This window comes from Klebsiella sp. RHBSTW-00484 (assembly GCF_013705725.1).
GTDB lineage: Bacteria > Pseudomonadota > Gammaproteobacteria > Enterobacterales > Enterobacteriaceae > Klebsiella.
In genome coordinates this window covers 2,360,308-2,385,872 of record NZ_CP055481.1, presented here as the reverse complement: position 1 = coordinate 2,385,872, position 25,565 = coordinate 2,360,308, and the positions used below count along the sequence as shown (strand labels likewise).

Below are 25,565 nucleotides of genomic sequence, written 5' to 3'. Positions count from 1 at the left end.
CTGAGCCTCCCGCTTAATACGAGAGGCCCTGTCAACCAGGCCTTACAGCCCTTTTTTCGCCAGCTCTTCTTTAAAGTTGTCGCGGGTAATCAGCACCACGTCGGTAACCGCAGTGAATTTCGGCGGTTCAACGTCCTTCGTCACCCAGTTGTAGAGCATTTCGCTGGTTTTATAACCGTGAATGTCCGGGCTCGGCAGCAGAGAACCATAGAAACCGGTGGCCTGCGCTTTGGAGAGTTCATTGACTGCATCCACGCCGTTAATGCCGATACCGATGACGTCAGCGGCTTTAAAACTCTGGCCTTCGGTCGCACGCACGCCACCCAGTACAGTGTTGTCGTTCATGCCGACAATTAACCAATGTTTAACCTGCGGATGTTGAACCAACATGGAGTTACCAGCATCGAACGCGCCGGGGATATCGTTAGATTTGGTTGGCACGCGATAGATCTGATTTTCCGGGAAGCCAGCGGCTTTCAGCGCATCCATCGAGCCGGTGGTGCGGCGACGGGCAGTGTCCAGTTCATCAGAGGTGATCGCCATGACCGCGGTATCTTTCACGTCCCACCCGCGTTTCTGCATCTCTTTGTACAGCTCCTGCCCCTGACGGGCACCGATTTCGCTGGCAGCCATCATCACCAGCGGAACGCTGTCCATTGGTTTGCCTTTGGCGTTAACGAGCTGGTCGTCGACGGTGATCACTTTCATATCATAGCCGCGCGCTTTGGCGACAATAGCGGCCCCTAGTTTCGGGTCCGGAGTGCAGATAACGAAACCTTTAGCTCCGCTGGCTGCCAGGCTATCAATAGCATTCAGGGTTTTCTCGCCGTCAGGTACGGCAATTTTAATCACATCAAAACCTAAATCTTTACCGGCCTTATCGGCAAATTTCCACTCAGTTTGAAACCACGGTTCTTCGGGCTGTTTCACCAGAAAGCCAAGCTTAAGCGTCTCAGCCATAGCTGATTGTGACATAACTGCGGCAAGACCAATCGCCGCCAGCGCTTTAGTAAATTTGTGCATGGTAAACTCCAGCTTTAATTCGCTTTTATGTAGGGAAAAATAAGACTTAAATTTTTAATCAGACGTAAAACAAGGCATTAGGAAAACCTGATTCATTGCTGCCGTTGTTAAAATAGTATTAACCGGAAATTATTTCTCCATACGAGAGCGCTATCACATCGCGGAATTACAGTAATTGCGTGCATAAAAACAGCGAAAAAAGACATAAAAAAAGCGCTAATTGTCAGACAATTAGCGCTCGCATTAGCAATATTATCTATATCACCAGCAGACTTATCCTTGTTTAGGGTATAGATTCAGATTCTCCATCACCAGCGGCAATAAATATGCTCGGCATGATTGCGCACGGGTGCTTCATCGCCCAACAAGCGTGCCGCAATGGTGAAAGAGAAATCAAAAACGTAACCAAAGCCTTTACCGCTGATCAGGTTGCCGTCTTCCACTACCGGCGCATCAACGTATTCTCCCCCGCTCACGTTCTGCCAGAGATCCCCGGAGCAGACATAGCGACGCCCCTTCAGCAAACCATTGCCACCCAATACCCGCGCCGCCGCCGAGCAAATTGGGCAAATCAGCTTTCCGGCTGCGTCGTGAGCCGCAATAAACGCCACCACTTCCTGGCTGGCGGCAAGATTCACGCTTCCCTGCGGGCCGCCAGGCAGAACTACCGCGTCATAAAGCGTCTGCGCTCGTTCCGTTAACGTGCTGTCCGCGACCATCGGAATATCGTGATAGCTCACCACCGCACGCGACTCGGCGCAGGACAGCAGCTCTACATTGATATGCAAGCGACGGAGAATATCAATAATCACAATCGCCTCACCTTCCTCGAAACCGGGTGCCAACAGCACCGCGACTTTTTTCATTTCTGACTCCTTCAGATAGCCAAATAACAATCGTGTGTTTACAAAAGCAATATTTTTTTAAATTATCGTTATATCTTGTTTCTAAAATCACAAAAAACATGATCTAACGCAATTTACATCTTTTACGAAGAACAGATTAACACATAAACAAAACCACAATCCAATATAAATGAAATGTAATTTCACATCATTACTTAGAACTACTGCAAACCAACAACAAAAAAATATCAATTAAAATCATACAGATAAAAACAAAATCGATTTGATAAAAATAGTTACCATTACATAAACATACTTAAATAAAGTTAATTACGAATGGTGTAACGAAACGTAAATAACACCACATGAGAGTTTCCTTAATCATCAAGTGGCGCTATTCTAGATTCATCGGTAATCGCAATTTAATTACCCCTCATATATTTGAAGTACAGATAATTATTATTCTGGTACTTTACCCGCACGTCATGCGTCCCGAATTAAGACTCTCTAAGGAAGATGATTCAGGATGTAGCCAGGACTCCTTTACAGGTTAATAAGGATATTTTTATGATCGTCCCAGGAATGGTTAAGAAACTGAATAACCAAATGAATCTTGAATTCCATGCTTCAAACTTATATCTACATTTAAGTGAGTGGTGTACTCAGCAGCGGTTAAACGGTACCGCAACGTTTTTGCGCAGCAGGGCACAATCCAGGGTAACCCAGATGATGCGGGTTTTTGATTTTATGAAAAAAACCGGCGCCGTGCCGGTGGTGAAATCTGAAGGTTCCAGCCAACCAGAGTGTGCTTCCCTCGAAGATCTTTTTGCTACCACCGTTGCTGATTATCAGCAACGCAGCAGCATATTGAACGACCTGACGGAAGAAGCTAAAGCGCAAAGCGACGATGCCACCTGGCGTTTTTTAACACTGCTGGAAAAAGAACAGCGCCAGGACGGCATCCTGCTGGAAACCATTCTCGATGAAGTGCGCAATGCGGATAAGGATGGAACGTGCGTGCAACAAACCGACCTTCGTTTGTTAGATCTGGTCAGCAACCAACATAATTAACGCTCACAGCGAATGGTGTATCGCTGATAAATGTCCAAAAACCATATATTAATATCATCAATATACTTATAGACAATTCTCACCAACCCATCTTTTTCGGCGCTTCGGCGCCGTTTTTATTCCTAAAAAGCATTAAAAACTTTTAACTGGATCTCATTAATGCTCAGGCATGGGATTTAGCCGGTTTTTAGTGATGTAGATCACGTTCAAACCCATCACTTAAGAATATAAAAACAGTGTTTCAAAAATTTAAAACATGGAGTTTATTTTAATGGCAAGATACGCGGCTTCAGCCCCTCAGGGGCTGCAGGGAAGACCGATTTTGTTACGCCATCAGTTAGCCTACGGCGGCGGAAATTTACTGGGAAGCGGCGCGCTGGCAATCAGCGGCGCATGGCTGCTTTATTTTTATACAACATTTTGTGGGCTGACGCTGATCGAGGCTTCGCTCATTTTCTCCGTCGCCAGTATTATCGACGCGATCAGTAATCCTCTTATGGGTTATCTCACCGATAATTTTGGTAAAACGCGTCTCGGCAAACGCTTCGGACGCCGCCGCTTCTTTTTATTAATCGGTATTCCGCTCATGATGTTCTACCCACTGCTTTGGGTAGAAGGTCTTGGGTTCTGGTACTACCTATGCACTTATGTAGTCTTTGAAATCATTTATACCTCGATCATGGTCCCCTATGAAACATTGGCGACCGAAATGACCGACGATTTTTCACTACGCTCAAAGCTTACTGGCTACAAAGCGATCTTCGGTAAACTGGCTAACTTCCTGGCAGCATTTATTCCAGGTCAGTTCATCCTGCTTTACGGCAAAGAATCCGCTACCCCATTTTTCCTGACCGGCCTGACCTATGGGGTCATTCTCATCGTTGCGATCTCCTGCTTGTGGTACTGCAGCTGGGAGCGTCCGCGCGAAGAGGAAGTCAGCAATAATGAGAAAAAAGGCTTACTCAATACTCTGCTTATGCTGGCGAAGGATATGCGTTCTACCTTCTATCTGCGCGTGTTCCGTAAACATCTGGGCATGTACCTCTGTGGTTTCGGCGCAGAATGGCTGTTTGCGTCTATCTTTACCTACTTTGTTATTTTCGTCCTGCAGCACGATCCGGCGATGGTCGCCGGGCTAAATAGCCTGAACTCCATCCTGCAACTGGTCTCTACGGCGCTGTTTATCGGCCTGTGCGTGAAAAAAGGGTTTAGTAAGCCCTACATTCTGGCGCTAAGCGTGGTTATTTTTGCCGTGCTGCTTTATACCTCGCTGTGGTTCTTCCATTTGCCTGCACATCTGGCAACCATCCTGATGTTTGGTATCACTGTCCTGTTCGGACTGGGCACGGGCGGCGTGTACTACATCCCCTGGACCGTATATACCTTTTTAGCCGACGTTGACGAAATCTATACTGGCCGTCGCCGTGAAGGTATCTATGCTGGCGCAATGACCTTTTCCGGGAAAATCCTACGCTCTATCATCGTCTTCACAATGGGCGCGATCCTCAGCTTCTACGGCTTCCAGTCAAAAGCGCATACGCAACCTGAAAGCGCGGTAACCGCTATTGCGGTCGTGTTCTGTGTGGGCGTGGTCCTGCTGGCTTTGGCGGCGATCGTCTTCAGTAAGCAGATGAAGCTGGATCGCAAAGCGCATATGGTGGTCTTGCAGGAAGTCGCGCGGATCAAAGCTGGCGGCAAAATTGCCGACATCACACCGGATGTGCGCCTCATCGTTGAAGATTTAGTCGGTCACCGCTACGAAGAGTGCTGGGGCAACAGCAAGTTATTTAACAATACTCAGGAGACGCCGGCCCGTACCGCCGTTTCCCACTAACCACATAACGACGCCCCGCCATCACGTGATGGTGGGGCTATGTATTTAGTGTGCCTCGCCTTGCGGGGTGAACTTCAGTTCAATTAAGGCAATGGCTTTTTGTACCGCCCGCAGCGTAACCGGATCGGCCGATGCAGGATGACTGGCAAAATCGATGGCTTTTAACTGAGCGGTCATTTTCTCGCGCACTTCGACAGGGGCGATGATATCAATAACGTCGAGAATCTGTTTGATGACCAGTTGGCAGGCAACCACGTCGGAAACCAGCTCGTCATTTTCGGTGAGATGTTGAGACATTTTTTACTCCTTTTTTCAGGAGCGTAATAGTAACCTAAATCTTAAGAGATAAAAAAACCTGCCGCAGCAGGTTTTTTTATCAGAACATACCGCCAGGGGGTACGTCTTTGAAGGTTTTGCAGTAGTTTTCAAACATGCTTTTGAGGATTTTGCGCAGCTTCATGGATTGACTCCGTTTTTGTTATGCAGGTGTTAATGTCTACAGGGCTATAATATGACTTACATCACAAAAATCAATATAAACATGCGTCAAATCACACTATTTTTACAAAAATAATTTAAACATTAAACAAAAATGAGCTAAATCGGGCGGTTAGAGCAACATGCTCTGCGTCGAGTTTGGCCCCTCTTTGCTATGGCAGCGACACGACAATGAGCACAAACATCTCTTCCAGGGACGATCGTTCTTTTTCAGCACCCGCACTGCTGGTGGCTGGCGCGTTTTTTATGGAGTTCCTCGACGGCACGGTGATCGCCACTGCCCTGCCGGACATGGCGAAAGACTTTGGCGTCACAGCGGTCGATCTCAATATCGGTATCAGCGCCTATCTCATTACGCTGGCCGTGCTGATACCAGCCAGCGGCTGGATAGCCGATCGCTTCGGCGCACGCAAAATCTTCACTCTCGCGCTGGCGATTTTCACACTGGCTTCTGTTTTTTGCGGGCTATCAACCAACGTCGACATCTTCGTGGCGATGCGAATTCTACAAGGAATAGGCGGCGCGCTGATGGTCCCAGTGGGCCGACTGGCAGTTTTGCGAACGACACCGAAGCATCAGCTCATTAAGGCGATTGCCACTCTGACCTGGCCGGCATTAGTGGCCCCCATTATCGGCCCGCCGCTGGGTGGATTTATCACCAGCTATGCCAGTTGGCACTGGATTTTCTTTATTAACGTGCCCCTTGGGCTCATCGCTATGGCCCTGTCTTTGCGCATCATCCCAAACATTCGAGAAGATGAACCACGACCTTTTGACCTTCCCGGCTTCCTTGCCACGTCAATCGCCATGATTAGCCTGGTCACCGCCATGGAATTTCTCGGCGATCGTCAGCCTTTGAGTTGGCAAACCCCGGCGCTGCTGGTATTAGGTCTTGGCAGCATGTTGTTCTCACTACGCCATTTCCGTCACGCAGCCTGGCCGATGGTGCGCCTCGATGCGCTGCAAATACCGACCTTCAAGGTCACTATGTACGGCGGCTCGCTGTTTCGTGCCTCAATTAGCGCCGTCCCTTTCCTGCTGCCGCTGCTGTTTCAGGTCGGGTTTGGTATGGACCCATTCCACTCAGGGTTGCTGGTGCTGGCCGTTTTCGTTGGTAATTTAACCATCAAGCCCGCGACAACGCCGTTAATTCGCTGGCTGGGTTTTCGCCGCCTGCTGCTGATCAACGGTGCGCTGAATGTGCTCTCGCTGCTGGCCTGCGCTTTTTTAACACCACAAACGCCAGTCTGGCTGATTTTCGTGATTCTCTATCTCGGCGGGGTATTCCGTTCTATTCAATTTACCGGCGTCAGCACCCTTGCTTTTGCCGATGTGCCTTCGGTACAAATGAGCTATGCCAATACGTTGTTCAGCACCGCTTCGCAGCTGGCCGTTGGCCTTGGGATTACGCTCGGGGCGATCGGTATTCGTATTGGGGAGAAGTTCAGTGAATGGTTTAATCTCACAAGTCTGCCGGGGATCAGCTTCCGTCTGTCGTTTATTTTTATTGCGTTGATTTGTCTGGTGGGAATGATTGATAGCCTGCACCTGGCAAAAGATGCCGGTAGCAGCGTGTCGAACAAAAAGAAATAGCCCAAAAGAAAAGGCCAGCAGCGCTGGCCCTGGATATTTGCAGGAGATTAACCGACGATCTGGCGAACGAACGCTTCGATCTCTTTATCCTGGCAATTTTCGAAGAAACACTGCTGGAAGCGCGGGCCAGACACGGCTGTTTTCACCAGCTCCGGGTCGATAGCGCGCAGCGTATCCAGATAGTTATCTTTCACTACTGCGGCCTTAACGGTGTTCAGGATGCCAGCGTTACGTACCTGAGGCTCTTTACGCTCCGGCGGATACCCTTCGCCGTTACGCCCTGTGAACGCTTTCTCGAAAATAAAGCGTACGTTCAGCTCTGCGCCCCAGCCAAAACCTTTCGCGAATGGCAGAGAAAGCGCGTTACCGTTGTTGATCTGCGCAAACAGGAACGCATCAGCAGGATCAATACAGTAGCCACAAACTACGCCAGGATGGATGTTCAGAGACATCATTGCACCCTGGCCGGTACCGCAGCCGGTGATCACGAAGTCTACCGCTTTAGAATTCAGCAGGATGCTGGCCATGATACCCAGATGGATATAGGTCAGGTGGTGATCGTTTTCATCGCTCATGCCGACGTTGTAAACCGGAAAACCTTTCTCGTCTGCAACAGCGTTTAACTCGTTGAGGATGATGGCGTTTTTGTTCGCCTGGCTGTTTTCCATCATCAGTGCGATTTTCATGCTTTACTCTCCTGAATGCTGTGCGGGTTTTCCCGCGATAGTTCGTTAACGTTGTGAAGAACAATACTACCTTACGAACATACTTTCAAATTTTATGAAAAGTTGTTTTATAAATTGCATATCGCCTCACACTTTCACCTCCCACAGCATCCGGGCGTTGCTTTCTTCCCCCCACCCTTTTCTCACCAGGCTAACCCAAGCGCGCATAGCCACTCAAAGTCGCGCGTCCCTTTTTCAAGAATAAGTCGGACCCATAATTAATATTGATAATATTAAATTAAAACCATTCTCATTATTTATTAAATTGCCAATGCGTGTTATTCCCATTTGCATTAGTAATAAATGAATTTATTAATTTACTTTTTGCAAATAAATTAATAACAAATTATAGTGACGCCACAATCACCTTTGACTTTATTTGCGGAGCAAGCCAGATGCTGAAAACTGAAATGATCGACAAGCTTAATGCACAGATGAACCTTGAACTTTATTCTTCTTTGCTTTATCAGCAAATGAGCGCATGGTGCAGCTACCACAGCTTTGAAGGCGCCGCCGCGTTTCTTCGCCGCCACGCACAAGAAGAGATGACCCATATGCAGCGTCTGTTCGACTACCTGACCGATACTGGTAGCCTGCCGTGCATCAATGCCATCGCCTCACCGTTTGCCGAATATACTTCACTGGACGACCTGTTTCGTGTCACCTACGAACACGAACAACTCATTACGCAAAAAATTAACGAACTGGCTCATGCGGCAATGTCCAGCCAGGATTATCCGACCTTTAATTTCCTGCAATGGTATGTTGCTGAGCAACATGAAGAAGAGAAACTGTTTAAATCCGTTATTGATAAACTGACCCTCGCAGGCAAAAGCGGCGAAGGTCTGTACTTTATTGATAAAGAGCTGGCAACGCTCGATACCCAAAATTAATGAAGATGGCGGCGATGTTCAACAATCGCCGCCCTATTAATGGCGACAAATTTTACTTTCGTGCGTATTAAACCCTTCCTCTGCGGCAATAAATTTGCCCTTTTTCTGCAAGAATGCCACTAACTCCGCCGCACTCAGGTTTTCCGCCGAACAGGTATGGAATCGTGCATCCGTTCCGAAACGGCTGGTAATCGCCGCTTCCAGACTGGCCACGGTGTAAGGTTCGCCTGAAGCGATCATCATCTGTAGAACTTCATGACCATGAATTGATTGCATAATATCCCCCATAAAACGCACAGGATAACCCTGCTTATTATTCCGATTCTTGCGCCAGCGCAGGCTTAGCGTAAACGCTCAAAATCGTAAATTTATTATTACACCCACTGTAACCCGCATTTGACGAAATCACTGATTTCACATACTCTGCGCGGCATAATTCATTGTGTAATCCGTCATGGATAGAGAAAAGCGTGAAGAACCGCACTCTTGGTAGTATTTTAATCGTCGCTGGCACCACCATCGGCGCAGGGATGTTGGCGATGCCTTTGGCATCAGCAGGCGTAGGCTTCGGCGTAACGTTAGTTTTGCTGATCGCCCTGTGGGCGCTGATGTGTTACACCGCGTTATTGTTGCTTGAAGTTTATCAGCACGTTCCGGCTGACACGGGGCTGGGTTCCCTGGCGGCGCGCTATCTGGGGCGTTACGGGCAGTGGGCCACCGGTGTTTGCATGCTGTTCTTACTGTACGCACTTACTGCGGCCTATATTAGCGGTGCCGGTGAACTACTGGCTTCAAGTCTCAATCAATGGCTGGGCTGGACGCTACCACCTGCGGTTGGAGTACTGCTGTTTACAGGCATCGGCGGGACGGTGGTTTGTATCGGTACATCACTGGTTGATCTCTTTAACCGCTTTCTGTTCAGTGCCAAAATCATTTTCCTCGCTATTATGCTGGCACTTCTGCTACCGCATATTCATCAGATAAACTTGTTGACCCTGCCGCTACAGCAAGGGCTGGCGCTGTCGGCGATTCCAGTAATTTTTACCTCGTTTGGTTTTCACGGCAGCATACCCAGCGTCGTCAGCTATCTGAACGGGGATATACGCAAGCTGCGTCGGGTATTTGTCATCGGAAGCTTTATTCCACTGGTTGCCTATATTTTCTGGCAACTGGCAACCCTGGGCAGTATTGATTCTCCAACTTTTACCGCTCTGCTGGCACAAAATGCCGGACTCAACGGGCTGTTAGAAGCGATCCGTGAAGTCGTTGCCTCGTCGCACGTTGAGCTGGCGGTTCATCTCTTTGCAGACCTGGCGCTGGCGACTTCATTTCTCGGCGTCGCACTTGGCCTGTTTGACTACCTGGCCGATTTGTTTCAACGTAAAAATGGTCCGGCCGGGCGTATACAGAGTGGTGTAATCACCTTTTTACCCCCTCTGGCGTTCGCCCTATTCTATCCACGCGGTTTCGTGATGGCCTTAGGTTATGCAGGGGTCGCGCTGGCGGTATTGGCGCTAATGCTACCTTCGGTATTAGTGATGAAAAGCCGTAAACAGCATCCTGACGCCGCCTGGCGAGTCGCAGGGGGGTCACCCGCGCTGTGGTTGGTTCTGCTGTGCGGAATCGGAATTGTGGCCATTCAGTTTGCTATCGTCGCAGGATTGCTGCCTGCGGTGGGATAAAAAATCAGGGGCCAAATTGGCCCCTTTACTTATTTTGCTAAGCAGCACTGCTTATATTTCTTACCGCTACCGCATGGGCAAGGATCGTTACGCCCAATTTTCGCCTCATTTCGTATTGGCTGCTGGACGTCAGCCGGCTGAGCATGCTCAGTCCAGTAGTTGTAAAGCGCCAGGGCCGCCGGACGAATACGCTCTACGCTGGCAATGAACTCTTCAGCGGATAATTCATCAAGCGCTTCAAATCGCTCCTCGGTGCCGTGCAGAGCGATGGCATCCAGTTCAGCTTGTAGCTCAGTTGGTAAAGTAGACCAGTCACTGAGGCCGACGCCGCGCATATAACCGAAGCACCACTCTTCTACGATGGTTAACTCCTGTCCTTCCTCTTCACGGCAGCCAAACATGGGTTCGAACTGCTCAGGATAATCGCTTAAGCGCTCGGCAGTATCGCTCATATGTTGCAGCGTCAGGTTCACAAAGCGATCGCGTTCGCGATCGTTGGCCCAACGCGGCACTTTATCCGCCCCGCCCCAGATAGCCAACAACCACTGCGCAGGTTCAATTTCCGTCGGCCCGGAGAGAATTGCCGTCAGCAATCCATCAAGTTCGGCAACATCCATGATGGTGCCTTCTTCTGCATATTTCGACAGGATCTCATCCAGCCATTCAACTTCGCTTTCGTTCAGGGGTCCGGTTTTCATAAACAGTCTCGTGGTCGTAGAAAAATGGCGCTTACAGTAGCGGAAATAGCGAGAGAAAACCACCTGACATCACCCATTCAGGAGAGTTAATCTTTTTAATAATAGACAGGGGACAAAAACAAAAAAACCACCCGGAGGTGGTTTCACGACACTGCTTATTGCTTTGATTATTCTGCTATATCCCAATGGTACCCGGAGCGGGACTTGAACCCGCACAGCGCGAACGCCGAGGGATTTTAAATCCCTTGTGTCTACCGATTCCACCACCCGGGCTCGGGATAGTAATTGGAGGCGCGTTCCGGAGTCGAACCGGACTAGACGGATTTGCAATCCGCTACATAACCGCTTTGCTAACGCGCCTTAATACTGCAACACCCGCAATTGCCGATGTTTTTATATTGGAGCGGGAAACGAGACTCGAACTCGCGACCCCGACCTTGGCAAGGTCGTGCTCTACCAACTGAGCTATTCCCGCATCACCAAGCTAAATTGCTAATCGCTTGATTTTGTTATCGTCTGGCAGACAGTGCTGCCGTTCGATGCGTTGCATTCTACTTACCTGGCGCAATGAGTCAACGTTATTTTTTAAAACCTTGTGTTGTTTGCTGAAAATTGCGCCGAAACGATCACTGATCAAGCAAATCGCCGCGTGCAGCGTTCAAATATTGCAGCATTGACCACAGCGTCAGCACCGCAGCTACGAGGAACAGGCCAATACCCGCCCATTCAACCCAGATATTTGGCCGCCACAGCATCCACACCAGTGCCGCCATCTGTGCCGTTGTTTTCACTTTGCCGATCCACGAAACCGCCACGCTGCTGCGTTTACCCAGTTCAGCCATCCACTCACGCAAGGCGGAGATAATAATTTCACGGGCAATCATCGTTGCGGCCGGTAGTGTCACCCACCAGGTGTGATAATGCTCAGCCACCAGCACCATCGCGATCGCAACCATGACTTTATCCGCAACCGGATCCAGGAAGGCACCAAAGCGCGTGCTCTGATTCCAGCGACGCGCCAGATAGCCATCAAACCAGTCGGTTACGGCAGCGACAAAGAAAATCAGCGCGCAAGCAAAGGGAGCCCAAACAAACGGCAGGTAAAATGCCAGTACAAAGAAAGGGATAAGAATGACGCGAAACAGAGTAAGCAACGTAGGGATATTAAATCGCATAGTAACGGGTAACTATCTGTTGTAAGTAAAAATTAGCCCTATGTTGCTACAGAGCCCCTAATGTTTCAACGAGTAGAAGATCTTTTCTGCCAGACCGTGAGATATACCCGGCACTTTAGCAATTTCTTCAACGCTGGCTTTCTGTAGCCCCTGCAGACCGCCCATATATTTCAACAACATTTGCCGGCGCTTTGGCCCCACCCCTTCGATGGTTTCCAGCGTACTGGTACTTTTCACTTTCGCCCGTTTTTTACGGTGACCAGTGATGGCATGATCGTGTGATTCATCGCGAATATGCTGGATAACATGCAACGCTGGTGAATCCGGCGGAAGACTAAAGCCCTCCCCTTCAGGTTCGAAGAATAGCGTCTCCAGCCCTGCTTTACGATCGCTGCCTTTTGCTACGCCCAATAGCAGAGGGTGGTTTTTATCCCACGGCACATCCAGCTCGGCAAAGACCATTTTCGCCTGTCCGAGCTGCCCTTTACCACCATCTATCAGGATAACATCAGGAATTTTACTCTCTTCGATTGCCTTGCCGTAACGACGGCGCAGAACCTGGTTCATCGCGGCATAATCATCACCCGGAGTGATACCGGTAATATTATAGCGACGATATTCCGCCCGCAGCGGCCCATTGCTGTCAAAAACGACGCACGACGCAACCGTTTGTTCCCCCATCGTGTGGCTGATATCAAAGCACTCCATCCGATTGATGGCGGGGAGCTTAAGCAACGTCGTCAGTGCCTGTAAGCGCTGGGTAATAGTCGAATGCTGAGAGAGTTTGGTCGTTAACGCCGTGGCGGCATTGGTTCGCGCCAGTTTCAAATAGCGTGCACGATCGCCACGAGGCTTCGTCTGTACGTTAACACGGCGTCCGGCCAGTTCTGAGAGTGAATCTGCCAGTAGGGTTTTGTCGCCCAGATTGAAATCCAGCAGGATCTCACCCGGTAGCGTTCGCATCTGGCTACCCTGTAAATAGAACTGACCGACAAAAGTTTCCACCACTTCCCCAAGCTCGGTTCCGCTGGGTACCTTCGGGAAATAGCTGCGGCTGCCCAGCACCTTACCCTGACGAATAAACAGCACGTGCACACAGGCCATTCCGGCCTCAAAAGCTACGCCGATGACATCAAGATCGTCACCGTTGTTAGAAACAAACTGCTTCTCCGTGACCCGGCGTACCGCCTGAATCTGGTCACGGATCCGTGCTGCTTCTTCAAACTCTAGCGACTGGCTGGCTTTCTCCATGCGAGCGATCAACTGCGTTAACACCTGATCGTCCTTACCCGCAAGGAACAAGCGCACGTAATCAACCTGCTGAGCGTACTCTTCCTCGCTGACCAACCCGGCGACACACGGCCCCAGACAGCGACCAATCTGGTACTGCAGGCATGGACGCGAGCGGTTGCGGTATACGCTGTTCTCACATTGACGGATTGGGAAAATTTTTTGCAGCAGAGCTAAAGTTTCACGAACCGCATAGCCGTTCGGAAATGGGCCAAAATACTCACCTTTAGCGTGCTTTGCACCGCGATGCGTGGCCAGCCGGGGATGGGTATCACCGCTAAGGAAAATGAAAGGGTAGGATTTATCATCTCGCAGCAGCACGTTATAACGCGGCTGATACAGCTTAATGTAATTATGCTCGAGCAGCAGCGCTTCCGTTTCAGTATGCGTGACGGTCACGTCAATTTGCGCGATAAGCGCCACCAACGCTTCGGTTTTACGCGAAGCCAGGTTGCTGCGAAAATAGCTACTGAGCCGCTTTTTCAGATCTTTTGCTTTACCCACATAGATGACAGTACCGCCAGCATCATACATACGATAGACGCCCGGCTGGCTGGTCACTGTCTTCAGGAAAGCTTTTGCGTCAAAAACATCACTCACTGACTTGCTAACGACTCCGCATTACACAGGCCATGGCGGATTGCCAGGTGCGTCAGCTCCACATCGCCATGAATATTCAGTTTGCTGAACATTCGGTAACGGTAGCTGTTCACCGTCTTAGGACTCAGATTTAACTGTTCTGAGATCTCATTGACCTTCTGACCTTTAGTGATCATCAGCATAATCTGCAATTCACGCTCAGACAAACTGGCAAACGGCGATTCTGCCTTTTCAGGCTCAATCTGGCTGAGCGCCATCTGCTGGGCGATATCTGAAGCTATATAGCGCTGGCCTGATGCCACACAGCGAATCGCATTCACGACCTCTTGCGGTGCAGCACCTTTACTAAGGTAACCAGCCGCACCGGCCTGCATCACTTTCGCCGGAAGCGGGTTTTCGGTATGAACAGTGAGCATAATCACTTTGGCTTCAGCCACGGAACGGGCAATTTTGCGTGTAGCCTCAAGCCCCCCGATACCCGGCATATTCATATCCATCAGGACGACATCGACGGGATTAGCGCGACACCATTTCACAGCGTCCTCACCACAGCACGCTTCACCGACAACTTTAATTCCTTTTATATCTTCCAGAATGCGTCGTATCCCTGCGCGCACTAGTTCGTGATCATCAACAAGAAGGACGTTGATCAAAGGAATAATCTCCAGAATTAGGGATAACGCTACTGATAGCTTATCGCATACATATTACCGGGTTTTATCGTAACTTTAAAAGCCAAAAAAATGTCCTATGAAAGATTTCTTACTGACTTATGGAAATCTGCCTGCACACTAAGTGGAAAGTCATACATAACAGTGATTTGCATTATGTAAATTTTTTAACATTCATCATACAGATTATGCAAGAACACAACACATCTCGCAGATGATAAATACGAAACAAGATATGTAACAATTATTAACGATAGAGTACTGGTGTAGGAAATTAACGCGCTTAGACCTCATGAATACGTATTATTCAGTGAATTAAATCATTCACAGCTTAGATGAAAGAACAGAAACCAAGCACTCCTTTTTTTCCCTATCCTTGTGCTATACTTCGCCGCCTTCACTTTTAGTAATGCGCATTTGCGCAGAGAGCAAACGAGGATATCGATGAGCACACCAGATTTTTCCACTGCAGAAAATAATCAAGAACTGGCACAGGAAGTTTCCTGCCTGAAAGCGCTGTTAACGCTGATGCTTCAAGCCATGGGCCAGGCGGATGCAGGTCGTGTGATGATTAAAATGGAAAGGCAAATTGCGCAGATGGAAGATGAGGCTCAGGCCGCCGTATTCTCCAGCACCGTCAAGCAAATTAAGCAGGCATATCGTCAGTAACTATTCACCGGCTGAAAGTATTACTGACAGCCGGTATCACGTCTGGCACGCAGAACAAAGGATTAGCTCAAATTAACCCCGTTGCCACGGCATAGCAGGCAATCTGCGTTTTGTTTGGCGCATTGAATTTCCGTTGCATATTCTTTTGATGGAAATTGACGGTATTTTCTGAGATAGACAGAATCATAGCGACCTCAGCCGAGGTTTTTCCTTCCGCTGTCCATTTCAAAATCTCCAGTTCGCGTCGGCTAAATTTCATTTCCGGCGGCATGACCATCTCATCTTCCAGCCGTAATAGCGTCAATAAACTCAACTCAATCAGCGTTCTTAAGCGCATCTCCAGTTCATCTTCCGCCAAGGGGCCTGGACTGCGACTTTCGCCCGAAACGGATAAGAATCCCTGGGCATGATTGGGCAGCGTCAAACACTGCGTCACGCCTTTTCGCAACCCATGATCGCGAGCACCGTCCCATAACTCGGGCGTATCATGGAATAATTTATCGTCCCACGGCAGATGCCCACGAAGGAAATTTTCGCTGCGTAGTACCGGGTCGATAGCAAAGTAATTCTCGGCTTGATAGTGCGACATCCAGGCCTGCGGATAAGTCGACTTCAGGGTCACCCGGGGGCGAGTAAAGGGCACGGGATGCCGTACGCAGAGCGCGAAGTAGTCATATTCCAGTTCTTCTGATTGCTGTTGAAGAAGATTATAAACTCCCTCTCCCGCAGCAACTGACTGGAATTGTTGCAGCATTTCCCGCCGCCAGCTGAAAAAATCATTGTCCCTCATAACTGACCAAATAACTCCTGATTGATAATCATTATTATAAATACATAAAGCTAACACATAAATCTTATTTATATGTATAAAATATCGTAGCCATCGCACTTATTAGATTGCAGTTGTCGCGACGGGAGGATTCTGTCGGAAAGTATGCCGACTGATGCCACTGGAATCTTTGATGTGCATAACAGGTCTGACTTCTCAGCGGTGCGAAAGCATTCAACTTTCTGATGAAAAGAAAAATGGGCAGAAACGTCGATAATCTGTCAGCGCCCGACCGTTTTTTTACCAGCCGTAACGCTGCCAGCGGATTCGGGGCTACTGCATCAGGAATTTTTCAAGAAACTGACGGGTACGCGACTGTTGAGGGTTGGAAAATAGCGATTTTGCCTCACCCTGTTCAACGATACGCCCCTGATCCATAAAGATGGCTCGATCAGCCACATCGCGGGCAAAGCTCATCTCATGGGTCACGATAACCATGGTACGTTTCTCCTGCGCTAGTTGACGAATGGTACTCAACACCTCCCCCACCAGCTCGGGATCTAACGCCGATGTCGGCTCATCAAACAAAATCACATCGGGCCGCATCGCCAGCGCTCTGGCAATCGCCACACGCTGCTGCTGACCACCGGACAAACGACGCGGATAGCTGTTTTCCTTCCCCGTCAGGCCCACTTTCGCCAGCAATTCACGTGCGCGGGTGATGGATTCATTTTTATCCTCCCCTTTCACGATAACCGGCCCTTCAATAATGTTTTCCATCACCGTGCGATGCGGAAACAGATTAAAGCTCTGGAACACAAAGCCTACATGCTGGCGCAGGCGGCGAATGGCCGTTTTTTGCTGACTGATGCTGCGCGCAGTATCAATAGTCACATCGCCAACACGAATCGTCCCGCTTTCCGGCTGTTCCAGCAGATTAATGCTGCGCAGCAACGTGGTTTTACCCGAGCCGCTGGGACCGATGATCGCCACGACTTCACCTTCCTGTACTTCAAGATCGATACCGTGAAGCACTGTTTGACCATGGAACTGTTTCACCAGGTTTTTAACTTCGATGGCACTCATTTCGGATCACGCTCCTGGCGGTTCAGCTGGTTTTCAAAATAGTTCTGTAGCGTCGACAGCACCGTCGCCATCACCCAGTAGATCAGCGAAGCAGCCAGGTACATAGTGAAAACTTCCAGCGTACGCGAGGTAATCAGCTGGGCCTGACGGAATAGCTCAGGGACCTGGATGGTCGCCGCCAGCGAGGTATCTTTCACCAGGCTGATAAAACTATTAGAGAGAGGCGGCAGCGCCACGCGCGCAGCCTGCGGCAAAATGGCACGACGCATCGCCTGCCAGGGCGTCATACCGATACTTGCCGCCGCTTCCCACTGCCCTTTATCAATAGAGGCAATCGCCGCACGCAGCGTTTCTGCCGCGTAAGCTGCAGTATTGAGCGACAAGCCAATCATCGCCGCTGGAATAGGATCCAGTTCAATACCAAATTGCGGCAGACCGTAATAGATCATAAACAGCTGCGCAATCAACGGCGTGCCGCGAAAAATTGAGATGTACATCCGCGCCAGCCATTTGATTGGCCAGACGGGTGACATGCGCATAAGCGCCAGAATAAACCCCAGTACCAGGCCGAAAAACATCCCGCCAAGACTGAGCTGTAGCGTAAATACCGCACCTTTCAGCAGAAAAGGTGCGGAATCAATAACCAGTTGGATACTCTCTTGCATTCTATTTGTTCTGCATTAGATATGAGGATGATAAGCGAACAGTGCGGGCGCACCACCAGTATGAATAAACAAAATCGGCCCTTCATCCTTAAAGCGGTTTTGGTTGATACCATCAATCAGCCCGGCCATCGCCTTTCCGGTATATACCGGGTCCAGCAAAATACCTTCAAGCTGCGCCAGCAATCTTACCGCGTCCATCCCTTCATCGTTTGGCGTACCGTAGCCAGGTGCAAAATAATCATCCCACAGCTGGATCCCTGCCCTGGCTTCCAGCTCCAGGCTGTTTGCCACCGCTTGTTGCAACGCAATCACTTTTGGCAGTTGGTCAACAACTTTGCGCGAGACGGTCACACCGATCAATTCAGCATTCGGCATCAGTTGTTCAAGACCCACAGCCAGGCCGGCATGAGTGCCTGCGCTACCGGATGCAACAACCACAGAAGACAGCTCAACCGCCCCTTCACACTGCTGAGCAATTTCCAGCGCGCTTTCGACATAGCCCAGTGCGCCAAGGGCGTTAGAACCCCCAACCGGGATCACATACGGGCGGTAGCCCTGGGCTTCAATTCGGGTCGCCAGTTCTTCCAACTGGGCATTAGGATCGGTCAGCGCATCACACATCTCAACCTGCGTATTAAACAGATCAAGCAGCAGGCGATTGCCGTTCGTCAGATAGTTTTCAGCGCGGGTCCCAATCGGATTTTCCAGCAGCGCTACGCAGTGCAGGCCTAGTTTGGCCGCTACCGCTGCCGTCTGGCGAACATGGTTTGACTGGATTGCCCCTGCGGTAATCAGCGTATCTGCGCCCTCTCGCAGCGCATCTGCCGCCAGAAACTCAAGCTTACGCAGCTTATTGCCGCCCATCGCCAGTGGCGTAACATCATCGCGCTTGATAAAGATTTCACGCCCCAGGTGATCGGACAAACGCGGCAGGTATTCCAGCGGCGTTGGCGCACCAATCAGTTCCAGACGCGGGAAAAGGGTTAAATTTTGCAGTGACATAAGACCTCCAGACTGAGTTATCCCTAATTATGCACGCAGATACGCGCGAAATAAAAAAAGGCGCTATCAAGAGCGCCTTTTTTCACCGCTGGTCGTTATTTCGTCACGTCAGCGCCAAACCATTTTTCCGACAAAGCTTTGAGGCTACCGTCTTTTTGCATATCCGCAATGGCACCATCAACCGCTTTCAGCAGGTCTTCGTTACCTTTACGCAGCGCAACGCCAGACTCCTGCCGGGAGAAAGCTTCACCGGTGACTGCCAGGGTATTGTTGGTTTTCTTCACCAGATCAAGCGCCGCCAGACGGTCAACCAGGATGGCGTCGATACGACCTACGCGCAGATCCTGGTATTTCGTCGGGTCATCATCATAAGTACGGATATCGACACCCTGTACATTCTGGCGCAGCCACTCTTCATAGTTGGTGCCCAGGCCAACGCCAACTTTCTTACCTTTCAGGTCGGCTGCGGTTTTAATAACGCCTTCGTTACCCTTTTTCACCAGCGCCTGAATACCGGACACCGTGTAAGGGGTAGAGAAGTCATATTTTTTCTTGCGCTGATCGGAAATGGTGACCTGATTAATCACCACATCAATACGTTTGGAATCCAGCGATGCCAGCATGCCGTCCCATTTTGTTGGCTTGAGATCGGCCTTCACGCCAAGATGCTTCGCCAGCTCATTAGCAAAATCCACTTCGAAACCGGTAAGTTTCCCGTCATCACCCTGATAGCTGAATGGCGGATAAGTGCCTTCCAGGCCTACACGTAGGGTGCCACGCTCTTTAACCTGATTGAGCAAATTTTCAGCAGCAAACGTTTTTGTGCTGACGCCAGCCATTAAAACGACGGCCATCGCGCCCATCAGCGCCTGGCGACCCAGAAGTGCTAATTTCATAGAGACTCCTAACAGAGTGATATTTTGATCTAGTGTAAGGCGTTTAGCCTCAGCTACCAAAATCGATAAGCTACATCTTATTCCAAATAATTATATATGATGCCTTTTAGTACATAGTGAAAACGAAGCGTAAATTCCTCCATTTTGCTGGATATCTCTCATACTGCAATGGTCAGCTTGATGACGTCTGGAGCATGGAAGATGAAAAACCCCACGTTATTGCAGTGTTTTCACTGGTACTACCCAACCGGCGGTGAACTATGGCGTGAAGTCGAAGCCCTGGCGCCAAACCTGAATGAAATCGGCATAAATATGATTTGGTTGCCTCCTGCCTACAAAGGAGCCTCCGGCGGTTACTCTGTCGGATATGACAGCTACGACCTTTTTGACCTAGGCGAATTTGATCAAAAAGGCTCTGTTGCGACCAAGTATGGCGATAAATCCCAACTGCTGGCCGCCATTGCGGCGCTACGCCAGCACGATATCGCCATCCTGCTTGATGTGGTGGTCAATCACAAAATGGGGGCTGATGAAAAAGAGGCCGTGCATATTCAACGTGTCGATGAGCAAGACCGCACGCAAATCTCGGAGGAGGTCGTGGCGTGCGAAGCCTGGACGCGATACACCTTCCCCGTTCGCGCAGGGCAATACTCCGAGTTTATTTGGGATTACAAATGCTTTAGCGGAATCGACCATATTGAAAATCCGGATGAAGACGGTGTGTTTAAAATCGTCAACGACTACACCGGCGAAGGCTGGAGCGATCAGGTCGATGATGAAATGGGTAATTTCGACTACCTGATGGGCGAAAATATCGATTATCGCAATCGGGCAGTAACCGAGGAGATTAAGTACTGGGCGCGCTGGGTCATGGAGCAGACCGGGTGTGATGGTTTCCGCCTTGACGCAGTTAAACACATTCCAGCCTGGTTTTATAAAGAGTGGATCGACCACGTCCAGGAAGTGGCGATAAAACCGCTGTTTATCGTTGCAGAATACTGGTCCCACGAGGTGGATAAGCTTCAGCAATATATCGCGCTGGTCGACGGTAAAACATTGCTGTTTGATGCGCCCCTGCAGATGAAATTCCACGAGGCATCGCGCCAGGGTCGTGACTATGACATGAGCCAGATTTTTAGCGGTACACTGGTCGAAGCTGATCCTTTCCATGCCGTAACGCTGGTGACTAATCATGATACGCAGCCGCTTCAGGCGCTTGAAGCGCCAGTAGAACCGTGGTTTAAACCATTGGCGTACGCGTTGATTCTGCTACGCGAAAATGGGGTACCGTCGGTTTTTTATGCCGACCTCTTCGGTGCCAGCTATGAAGATACCGGAGGTGACGGCCAGACCTACGCCATTGAAATGCCGGTTATTGAGCAGTTACACGAACTGATCGATGCCCGTCAGCAATTTGCTCACGGTGTTCAGACGCTATGGTTCGATCATCCAAACTGTATCGCCTTCAGCCGCAGCGGCACCGAAGAAGATCCGGGCTGCGTAGTCGTACTTTCAAATGGTGATGATGGAGAGAAATCACTCCCCCTCGGCGCAAACTACGGCAATAAGCGCTGGCGGGATTTTCTCAACAACCGCGAGGAAGTGATTGAAACAGATGATGAAGGCAACGGAGTTTTCACCTGTAACGGCGGCAGCGTTAGCGTTTGGGTAATTGAAGAAGTGCTCTAGCAGAAAGGAAAATCGCGGGCTGAAAATGGAATCAGCCCGCTAATCAGCTATTGTTCGTTTTTATCCGTCACGGCCTTTTTCCACGCCACTTCGCACTCAGGAGTGAGGCGATCAACCCGCTTTAGCGTCATACGATCGTAACGTAACGTATTGCCTTCGCGTTCGACAGGATAAACATCCAAAGCAGAGGTCACATTGTAGACCGCGTCATCGCGTTTCATTAATTTACCCGGCACGGTAATCACCCGCTGCCATTGTCGACAGTCAAGGGTATCGCCATCTTTGGTCACAATCAGGCTAGCAATTGCATCCGGGCTCATCATTTCACTCTGCGGACCCGCCGATTGCCAGTATCCTTCCAGCCCTGCGGGCGCTGGCGCCTTAACGACATCGCTATAGTTATCAACCTGAACGCATCCGGTCAGAGCCAACAACGCGCCAGCAAACACAATCTTTTTCATCATTCATCCCACAAACCGATAAAAAAGCATTGTGGCATTAAAGCGTTAAGCCCGCCACTCTTCCTGGGGAGGAGGTGAATGAAGCTGGATCGTCGTACATAACAAGCAAGTGGCATAAACGTTCCATAGGCATATGTTAAATTATTCTTATCCATCAATTTCAACCCATCATTTACAAGGTGATAATTTAAGCACTCAATATAAGGATAATCCTATTTTAAAATAAGCCAAAAATGGCAACCTTATATGTCACGGGTATTTATTGTTTTTAAATCTTCCACATAGCGATTCACAGTCTTTACTTTGAGAATATTCTTGGCAAATTATAGGTATTATTTCGAAATAGTTCAGACTGCTTAATGGTTCCAGCATAGCAGCTGTTTTTTTATGACTAACTAAAATGGACTTCATCGCTTCTTGTCGGCGAGGGACAAATTATCGTTACGTGTTGATTGAGGATGGGTCATGTCAACGATTATCATGGATTTGTGCAGTTTTACCCGGTTGGGATTAACCGGGTACCTGACAAGCCGGGGGATAAAGAAGTGCGATATCACTGAGGTATATAACGCCGAAAGCCTGAGAGCTGCCTGCGAGGCGTGCCGCCCGACAGTGGTTTTTATCAATGAAGATTGCTTTATTCACCAGCAAGAGAGTAACCAGCTTATCCGGCAAATCATCAATCAGAATCCAGGTACGCTATTTTTTATCTTTATGTCGCTGGCGAATATTCATTTCGAACACTATCTTCTGGTACGCAAAAACTTGCTTATTAGCTCAAAATCGCTGACCGCAAAAGACCTTGATGATATTCTGGCTAATCGCCTGAAGTATGAGAATTATCGCACTGCGCGGATTACTATCCCAACGCTGACCTTAAGCCAGACTGAATCAAATATGTTACAAATGTGGATGGCCGGATATGGAACCACCCACATCTCCGCACAGATGAACATTAAGGCTAAAACAGTTTCATCGCACAAAGGCAATATTAAAAAGAAAATCCAGACTCACAACAAGCAGGTGATTTATCACATTGTGCGACTGGCCGAGAACATCACTTCCGGGATCCACGTCAATATACGTTGAAGAGTACTGGCGGCAGAAGCCGCCAGTGTGCCTGATTGAGCGTTAATCTTCTTTTTCAACAAAAACGCCGTCCGAATGCCCTATCTCGTTGAAAAACCAGATCCCCAGGGGATAGTCTTCCAGCGATACCAGATACATTACCCCTTCGCTAAACGACTCTATTGCCAGCACAACTCCCGACCGACGTGGGCCACCATCGGTCTTCACCGTGACACGATCGTTTACCTGCATAACTCATCTCCTCTATTTTTGAGCCAGTGTAGAACAAAACGGACGATCGCGCAGCGCTCCCCCCCATAACTGATGTTTTTGTAAACCATCTATACTTAAACAGCGTATCCGGGTTAAGCGAGGTAGCCAGAATGAATACCGCCAAACAGAGCAAAGGCGGGGAAAGTGTCGATGTTGACGCCCTGCTGGCAGCGATTAATGAAATCAGTGAAAGTGAGGTACAGCGAGCGCGGGACGATCCGCATCATGTAAGCATTGATGGTCGTGATTATCACACCTGGCGCGAGCTGGCTGAAGCCTTTGAACTTGATGTTCATGACTTCAGCGTGACTGAAATCAATCGCTAATTCCAGGCGAAAAAAATCCCGACTCGCAGGAGTCGGGATGAAACTTGCTAATGCAAGAAGCACTTGAAAATTCGTTACACCAGGAAATCCGATGCGTTTCAAACATTACCCTCAATTATTTTGCATGACAATAGCCATTCATGAAGTAAATTATTGAGAAATATCCCTAATATCACCATCACCGCTGTCAAGGCTGACCAGGCAAGGGTTTGTGCGGTTCGTTCTTCTACGAACGGCGATTCATAAGAAAATATTTTTTAAGATAAATCTCATCGATGTAACTATCACAGATGACTCGGCGAACAATTCATCCACTACACGAATGTAACATCATCCTTCAGCACAGACCTGATTACGCCCATTTTGCTTAGCCAGATACAACCGATGATCGGCAATCGACTGCAAGTTTTCAAAGTTGAACTCATTTGAATCGTCACTACTGCTTACGCCAAAGGAGGCACTAATACGCAGACTCGTCCTGTTTCGCAGTAAAATCTCGCGGCCATTGATGCGAACTCGAATCCGTTCTGCAATGGCCGTCGCTTCATGTAGCGTCGTATTCGGCATCACAATACAAAACTCTTCCCCGCCAACCCGGCCGGCAAGGTCGCCCTCGCGAATATGACTCGCGATAGTACTGCCTACCAGCGACAATACGCGATCGCCGGCCTGATGCCCGTGTCGATCGTTAACGCCTTTGAAATAGTCCAGATCGAGCTGAATCACAGCGATAGGTCGTTTCAGACGCTCGCTTAAGGTGGCCGCCTCACTTGCACGATCGAATAGAGCACCGCGGTTTAACAAACGCGTCAGCGCATCATGCCAGGCACGCCACTCAAGAGACGTTTGCAACACGCTCATATTGCGCACCATTCGGCGAATAACCAGCCAGGAGATCATCAGCATCAGGGTGAACATTAGCCACATCAGCATCAAAGCAATGGTGATGCGACCAAAATCATCGCGAACACCTTCTTTAAGCGAGTGAATACGCAGCAGCACTCCGTCAAAGTTACGTAGTTTTTCCCAGCTGATATAGCGGGTTAATAACCGAATCCCCCCCTGATTGCCAAGGGAAAAAGCACTTCGCAGCTGTGCTTGTTCCTGCGGTGATAACAACGTTAGCACGTTATCAGGGTGCGGAAGACGCAATTAAGTTGAGGCGATTATCATAAAGTTGATATTCACCTTCCTGGCCATTCTTTACTGCGTTAACAAGAAAGGTCCTCATTTCGCGTACGGAGAAATCCATCGCCAGTACGCCTAACCAGTAGCGTTGATAATCAAGAGGGATAGAGGCCGTCACCACCTGCGCTTCGCGCTGCGGTTCATCACCAGGAAAAGTTTGCCAGACAATACCGCGAGCCGGGTTATTACGCTGCGTTTGTTGAATAAACCACGAAGCGCTAATTGCTCGTGAATACAGCCCCAGCGCCTGAGTCGAATTCTTCGGCGGTTGCGTAGTAATAAAAAAACCGCTGCGCGAAACGTACAGCATACGCTCGGTAAAGCCCCGGTTGTTATTGGCCAGGCGCAGTAAATACCCGAGCTCAAGGGTCGCCATCAGTTCATTACCGGAAAAAGGGGTATCGCGAGAAAGAAGATCGTCACTATCGACAAAGGCATCGGCTACACCATACACGGGCAGCGTCCGCCGGTTATGTATCTCGACGGACCATATTGGCTCATGCCGCTTTTCTAAATAATCCTGCTCGGCCTTTCGCAGCACCGCAAAATCTAACGGTGTTGCCAGCGCCGACTGCATGCCGTTGCGAAAAAAGATCATTCTGTCGATATTGAACTGCAGCAGGCCATCCAGTTCATGGGTGACGTTTTCAAGATTGTTACGCTGATTTGCAACGTACGCTTCTTCCAGGATCTTGACCTCACGCCATATCAGCAGCGTGGAAAAGCAGAAAACGATGAAAAAGCAGAGATTAACCACATATCCTGGGCTTAACACATGGCGAAGTTTGTTCACCCACATCGGCTTATCCATCGTTCTCTCGCAGCACGGTCAAAGAAGCAAAGGTCATCAACGTCCCATATTAGTCAGGTACTCA

Annotated in this window: 26 protein-coding genes, 3 tRNA genes and 1 pseudogene; 9 read left to right on the top strand and 21 right to left on the bottom strand. The window is 49.3% G+C overall.

Going from position 1 to position 25,565, the window contains the following annotated elements; translation table 11 throughout:
• Window positions 1-42: 42 nt before the first annotated feature.
• The gene (locus HV213_RS11350; protein WP_110274333.1) at window positions 43-1,023 is read right to left on the bottom strand and encodes an arabinose ABC transporter substrate-binding protein; all 981 of its coding nucleotides are present in this window, start codon (window positions 1,021-1,023) and stop codon (window positions 43-45) included.
• Window positions 1,024-1,331: 308 nt separating this feature from the next.
• Window positions 1,332-1,889: a DJ-1/PfpI family protein gene (locus HV213_RS11345; protein WP_181485763.1), complete on the bottom strand. Its 558-nt coding sequence runs from the start codon at window positions 1,887-1,889 to the stop codon at window positions 1,332-1,334.
• 546 nt (window positions 1,890-2,435) lie between these two features.
• On the opposite strand from HV213_RS11345, the gene HV213_RS11340 reads away from it, so the two are divergent.
• Both HV213_RS11340 and HV213_RS11335 read left to right on the top strand, forming a co-directional pair.
• Entirely contained in the window at window positions 2,436-2,939 is a 504-nt protein-coding gene (locus HV213_RS11340; protein WP_181485762.1) for a non-heme ferritin-like protein, read from the top strand.
• Window positions 2,940-3,261: 322 nt separating this feature from the next.
• Window positions 3,262-4,773 carry an MFS transporter gene (locus HV213_RS11335; RefSeq protein WP_181486391.1) on the top strand — a complete coding sequence of 504 codons (1,512 nt, stop codon included), beginning with the start codon at window positions 3,262-3,264 and terminating at the stop codon, window positions 4,771-4,773.
• Between the two features lie 45 nt (window positions 4,774-4,818).
• Here the strand turns inward: HV213_RS11335 and HV213_RS11330 are convergent, their stop codons facing one another.
• Both HV213_RS11330 and azuC read right to left on the bottom strand, forming a co-directional pair.
• Window positions 4,819-5,070 carry a DUF2766 family protein gene (locus tag HV213_RS11330; protein ID WP_181485761.1) on the bottom strand — a complete coding sequence of 84 codons (252 nt, stop codon included), beginning with the start codon at window positions 5,068-5,070 and terminating at the stop codon, window positions 4,819-4,821.
• A 79-nt stretch (window positions 5,071-5,149) separates the two neighbouring features.
• Window positions 5,150-5,233: a stress response protein AzuC gene (azuC, locus tag HV213_RS11325; protein WP_004136622.1), complete on the bottom strand. Its 84-nt coding sequence runs from the start codon at window positions 5,231-5,233 to the stop codon at window positions 5,150-5,152.
• Window positions 5,234-5,442: 209 nt separating this feature from the next.
• Between azuC and HV213_RS11320 the strand changes: the two genes are divergently transcribed.
• Window positions 5,443-6,864: an MFS transporter gene (locus tag HV213_RS11320; RefSeq protein WP_181485760.1), complete on the top strand. Its 1,422-nt coding sequence runs from the start codon at window positions 5,443-5,445 to the stop codon at window positions 6,862-6,864.
• 47 nt (window positions 6,865-6,911) lie between these two features.
• On the opposite strand, the gene HV213_RS11315 is transcribed toward HV213_RS11320, so the two are convergent.
• Window positions 6,912-7,550, bottom strand: coding sequence for an RpiB/LacA/LacB family sugar-phosphate isomerase (locus tag HV213_RS11315; protein WP_110274340.1), 639 nt, complete (start codon window positions 7,548-7,550; stop codon window positions 6,912-6,914).
• Window positions 7,551-7,984: 434 nt separating this feature from the next.
• On the opposite strand from HV213_RS11315, the gene ftnA reads away from it, so the two are divergent.
• Window positions 7,985-8,482, top strand: coding sequence for a non-heme ferritin (gene ftnA, locus HV213_RS11310; RefSeq protein WP_110274389.1), 498 nt, complete (start codon window positions 7,985-7,987; stop codon window positions 8,480-8,482).
• A gap of 36 nt (window positions 8,483-8,518) precedes the next feature.
• On the opposite strand, the gene HV213_RS11305 is transcribed toward ftnA, so the two are convergent.
• A complete protein-coding gene (locus tag HV213_RS11305) occupies window positions 8,519-8,758 on the bottom strand; it encodes a YecH family metal-binding protein (RefSeq protein WP_110274341.1) in 240 nt (79 codons plus the stop codon).
• A 194-nt stretch (window positions 8,759-8,952) separates the two neighbouring features.
• Here HV213_RS11305 and tyrP point away from each other — a divergent pair, with 194 nt between their 5' ends.
• Complete coding sequence (tyrP, locus tag HV213_RS11300; RefSeq protein WP_181485759.1) at window positions 8,953-10,164, top strand: tyrosine transporter TyrP; 1,212 nt, start codon at window positions 8,953-8,955, stop codon at window positions 10,162-10,164.
• A 29-nt stretch (window positions 10,165-10,193) separates the two neighbouring features.
• Here tyrP and HV213_RS11295 read toward each other — a convergent pair whose 3' ends face one another.
• The 7 genes from HV213_RS11295 to uvrY all read right to left on the bottom strand — a co-directional run bounded on the left by HV213_RS11295 (window position 10,194) and on the right by uvrY (window position 14,580).
• Complete coding sequence (locus tag HV213_RS11295; protein ID WP_181485758.1) at window positions 10,194-10,862, bottom strand: YecA/YgfB family protein; 669 nt, start codon at window positions 10,860-10,862, stop codon at window positions 10,194-10,196.
• Between the two features lie 186 nt (window positions 10,863-11,048).
• Window positions 11,049-11,135, bottom strand: a tRNA-Leu gene (locus HV213_RS11290).
• 13 nt (window positions 11,136-11,148) lie between these two features.
• A tRNA-Cys gene (locus HV213_RS11285) sits at window positions 11,149-11,222 on the bottom strand.
• Window positions 11,223-11,261: 39 nt separating this feature from the next.
• Window positions 11,262-11,337: transfer RNA gene (locus HV213_RS11280), tRNA-Gly, on the bottom strand.
• Between the two features lie 151 nt (window positions 11,338-11,488).
• Window positions 11,489-12,037 carry a CDP-diacylglycerol--glycerol-3-phosphate 3-phosphatidyltransferase gene (pgsA, locus tag HV213_RS11275; RefSeq protein WP_112213254.1) on the bottom strand — a complete coding sequence of 183 codons (549 nt, stop codon included), beginning with the start codon at window positions 12,035-12,037 and terminating at the stop codon, window positions 11,489-11,491.
• A 57-nt stretch (window positions 12,038-12,094) separates the two neighbouring features.
• Window positions 12,095-13,927: an excinuclease ABC subunit UvrC gene (gene uvrC / locus HV213_RS11270; protein ID WP_181485757.1), complete on the bottom strand. Its 1,833-nt coding sequence runs from the start codon at window positions 13,925-13,927 to the stop codon at window positions 12,095-12,097.
• Window positions 13,924-14,580 carry a UvrY/SirA/GacA family response regulator transcription factor gene (gene uvrY, locus HV213_RS11265; RefSeq protein WP_181485756.1) on the bottom strand — a complete coding sequence of 219 codons (657 nt, stop codon included), beginning with the start codon at window positions 14,578-14,580 and terminating at the stop codon, window positions 13,924-13,926. Before uvrY ends, uvrC begins: the two co-directional genes overlap by 4 nt.
• Window positions 14,581-15,042: 462 nt before the next feature.
• Here uvrY and HV213_RS11260 point away from each other — a divergent pair, with 462 nt between their 5' ends.
• Window positions 15,043-15,267, top strand: a complete 225-nt coding sequence (locus tag HV213_RS11260) for a DUF2594 family protein (RefSeq protein ID WP_110274347.1) — start codon at window positions 15,043-15,045, stop codon at window positions 15,265-15,267.
• A 67-nt stretch (window positions 15,268-15,334) separates the two neighbouring features.
• On the opposite strand, the gene sdiA is transcribed toward HV213_RS11260, so the two are convergent.
• From sdiA to tcyJ, 5 genes are all read right to left on the bottom strand, one after another.
• A complete protein-coding gene (gene sdiA / locus HV213_RS11255; RefSeq protein ID WP_181485755.1) occupies window positions 15,335-16,057 on the bottom strand; it encodes a transcriptional regulator SdiA in 723 nt (240 codons plus the stop codon).
• Between the two features lie 312 nt (window positions 16,058-16,369).
• On the bottom strand, window positions 16,370-17,122 hold the full coding sequence (tcyN, locus tag HV213_RS11250; protein ID WP_110274349.1) for an L-cystine ABC transporter ATP-binding protein TcyN: 753 nt from the start codon (window positions 17,120-17,122) through the stop codon (window positions 16,370-16,372).
• Window positions 17,119-17,787, bottom strand: a complete 669-nt coding sequence (gene tcyL, locus HV213_RS11245; protein ID WP_110274350.1) for a cystine ABC transporter permease — start codon at window positions 17,785-17,787, stop codon at window positions 17,119-17,121. The genes tcyN and tcyL overlap by 4 nt, the downstream gene beginning before the upstream one ends.
• Before the next feature lie 15 nt (window positions 17,788-17,802).
• Window positions 17,803-18,789 (bottom strand): D-cysteine desulfhydrase, encoded by a 987-nt coding sequence (gene dcyD, locus HV213_RS11240; RefSeq protein WP_181485754.1) that lies wholly within the window; start codon window positions 18,787-18,789, stop codon window positions 17,803-17,805.
• 95 nt (window positions 18,790-18,884) lie between these two features.
• Window positions 18,885-19,685, bottom strand: a complete 801-nt coding sequence (gene tcyJ, locus HV213_RS11235; RefSeq protein ID WP_181485753.1) for a cystine ABC transporter substrate-binding protein — start codon at window positions 19,683-19,685, stop codon at window positions 18,885-18,887.
• Between the two features lie 201 nt (window positions 19,686-19,886).
• On the opposite strand from tcyJ, the gene amyA reads away from it, so the two are divergent.
• Complete coding sequence (amyA, locus tag HV213_RS11230; RefSeq protein WP_181485752.1) at window positions 19,887-21,374, top strand: alpha-amylase; 1,488 nt, start codon at window positions 19,887-19,889, stop codon at window positions 21,372-21,374.
• Window positions 21,375-21,421: 47 nt separating this feature from the next.
• Here the strand turns inward: amyA and yedD are convergent, their stop codons facing one another.
• Window positions 21,422-21,838: a lipoprotein YedD gene (gene yedD / locus HV213_RS11225; RefSeq protein ID WP_181485751.1), complete on the bottom strand. Its 417-nt coding sequence runs from the start codon at window positions 21,836-21,838 to the stop codon at window positions 21,422-21,424.
• Between the two features lie 462 nt (window positions 21,839-22,300).
• Here yedD and rcsA point away from each other — a divergent pair, with 462 nt between their 5' ends.
• Window positions 22,301-22,924: a transcriptional regulator RcsA gene (rcsA, locus tag HV213_RS11220; RefSeq protein WP_181485750.1), complete on the top strand. Its 624-nt coding sequence runs from the start codon at window positions 22,301-22,303 to the stop codon at window positions 22,922-22,924.
• Window positions 22,925-22,966: 42 nt separating this feature from the next.
• On the opposite strand, the gene dsrB is transcribed toward rcsA, so the two are convergent.
• Entirely contained in the window at window positions 22,967-23,155 is a 189-nt protein-coding gene (dsrB, locus tag HV213_RS11215; RefSeq protein ID WP_112213245.1) for a protein DsrB, read from the bottom strand.
• 131 nt (window positions 23,156-23,286) lie between these two features.
• On the opposite strand from dsrB, the gene yodD reads away from it, so the two are divergent.
• Window positions 23,287-23,502 carry a YodD family peroxide/acid resistance protein gene (yodD, locus tag HV213_RS11210; protein ID WP_112213244.1) on the top strand — a complete coding sequence of 72 codons (216 nt, stop codon included), beginning with the start codon at window positions 23,287-23,289 and terminating at the stop codon, window positions 23,500-23,502.
• A 330-nt stretch (window positions 23,503-23,832) separates the two neighbouring features.
• On the opposite strand, the pseudogene dgcQ reads toward yodD, so the two are convergent.
• Window positions 23,833-25,501, bottom strand: a pseudogene (gene dgcQ, locus HV213_RS11205) (cellulose biosynthesis regulator diguanylate cyclase DgcQ).
• Window positions 25,502-25,565: the final 64 nt, after the last annotated feature.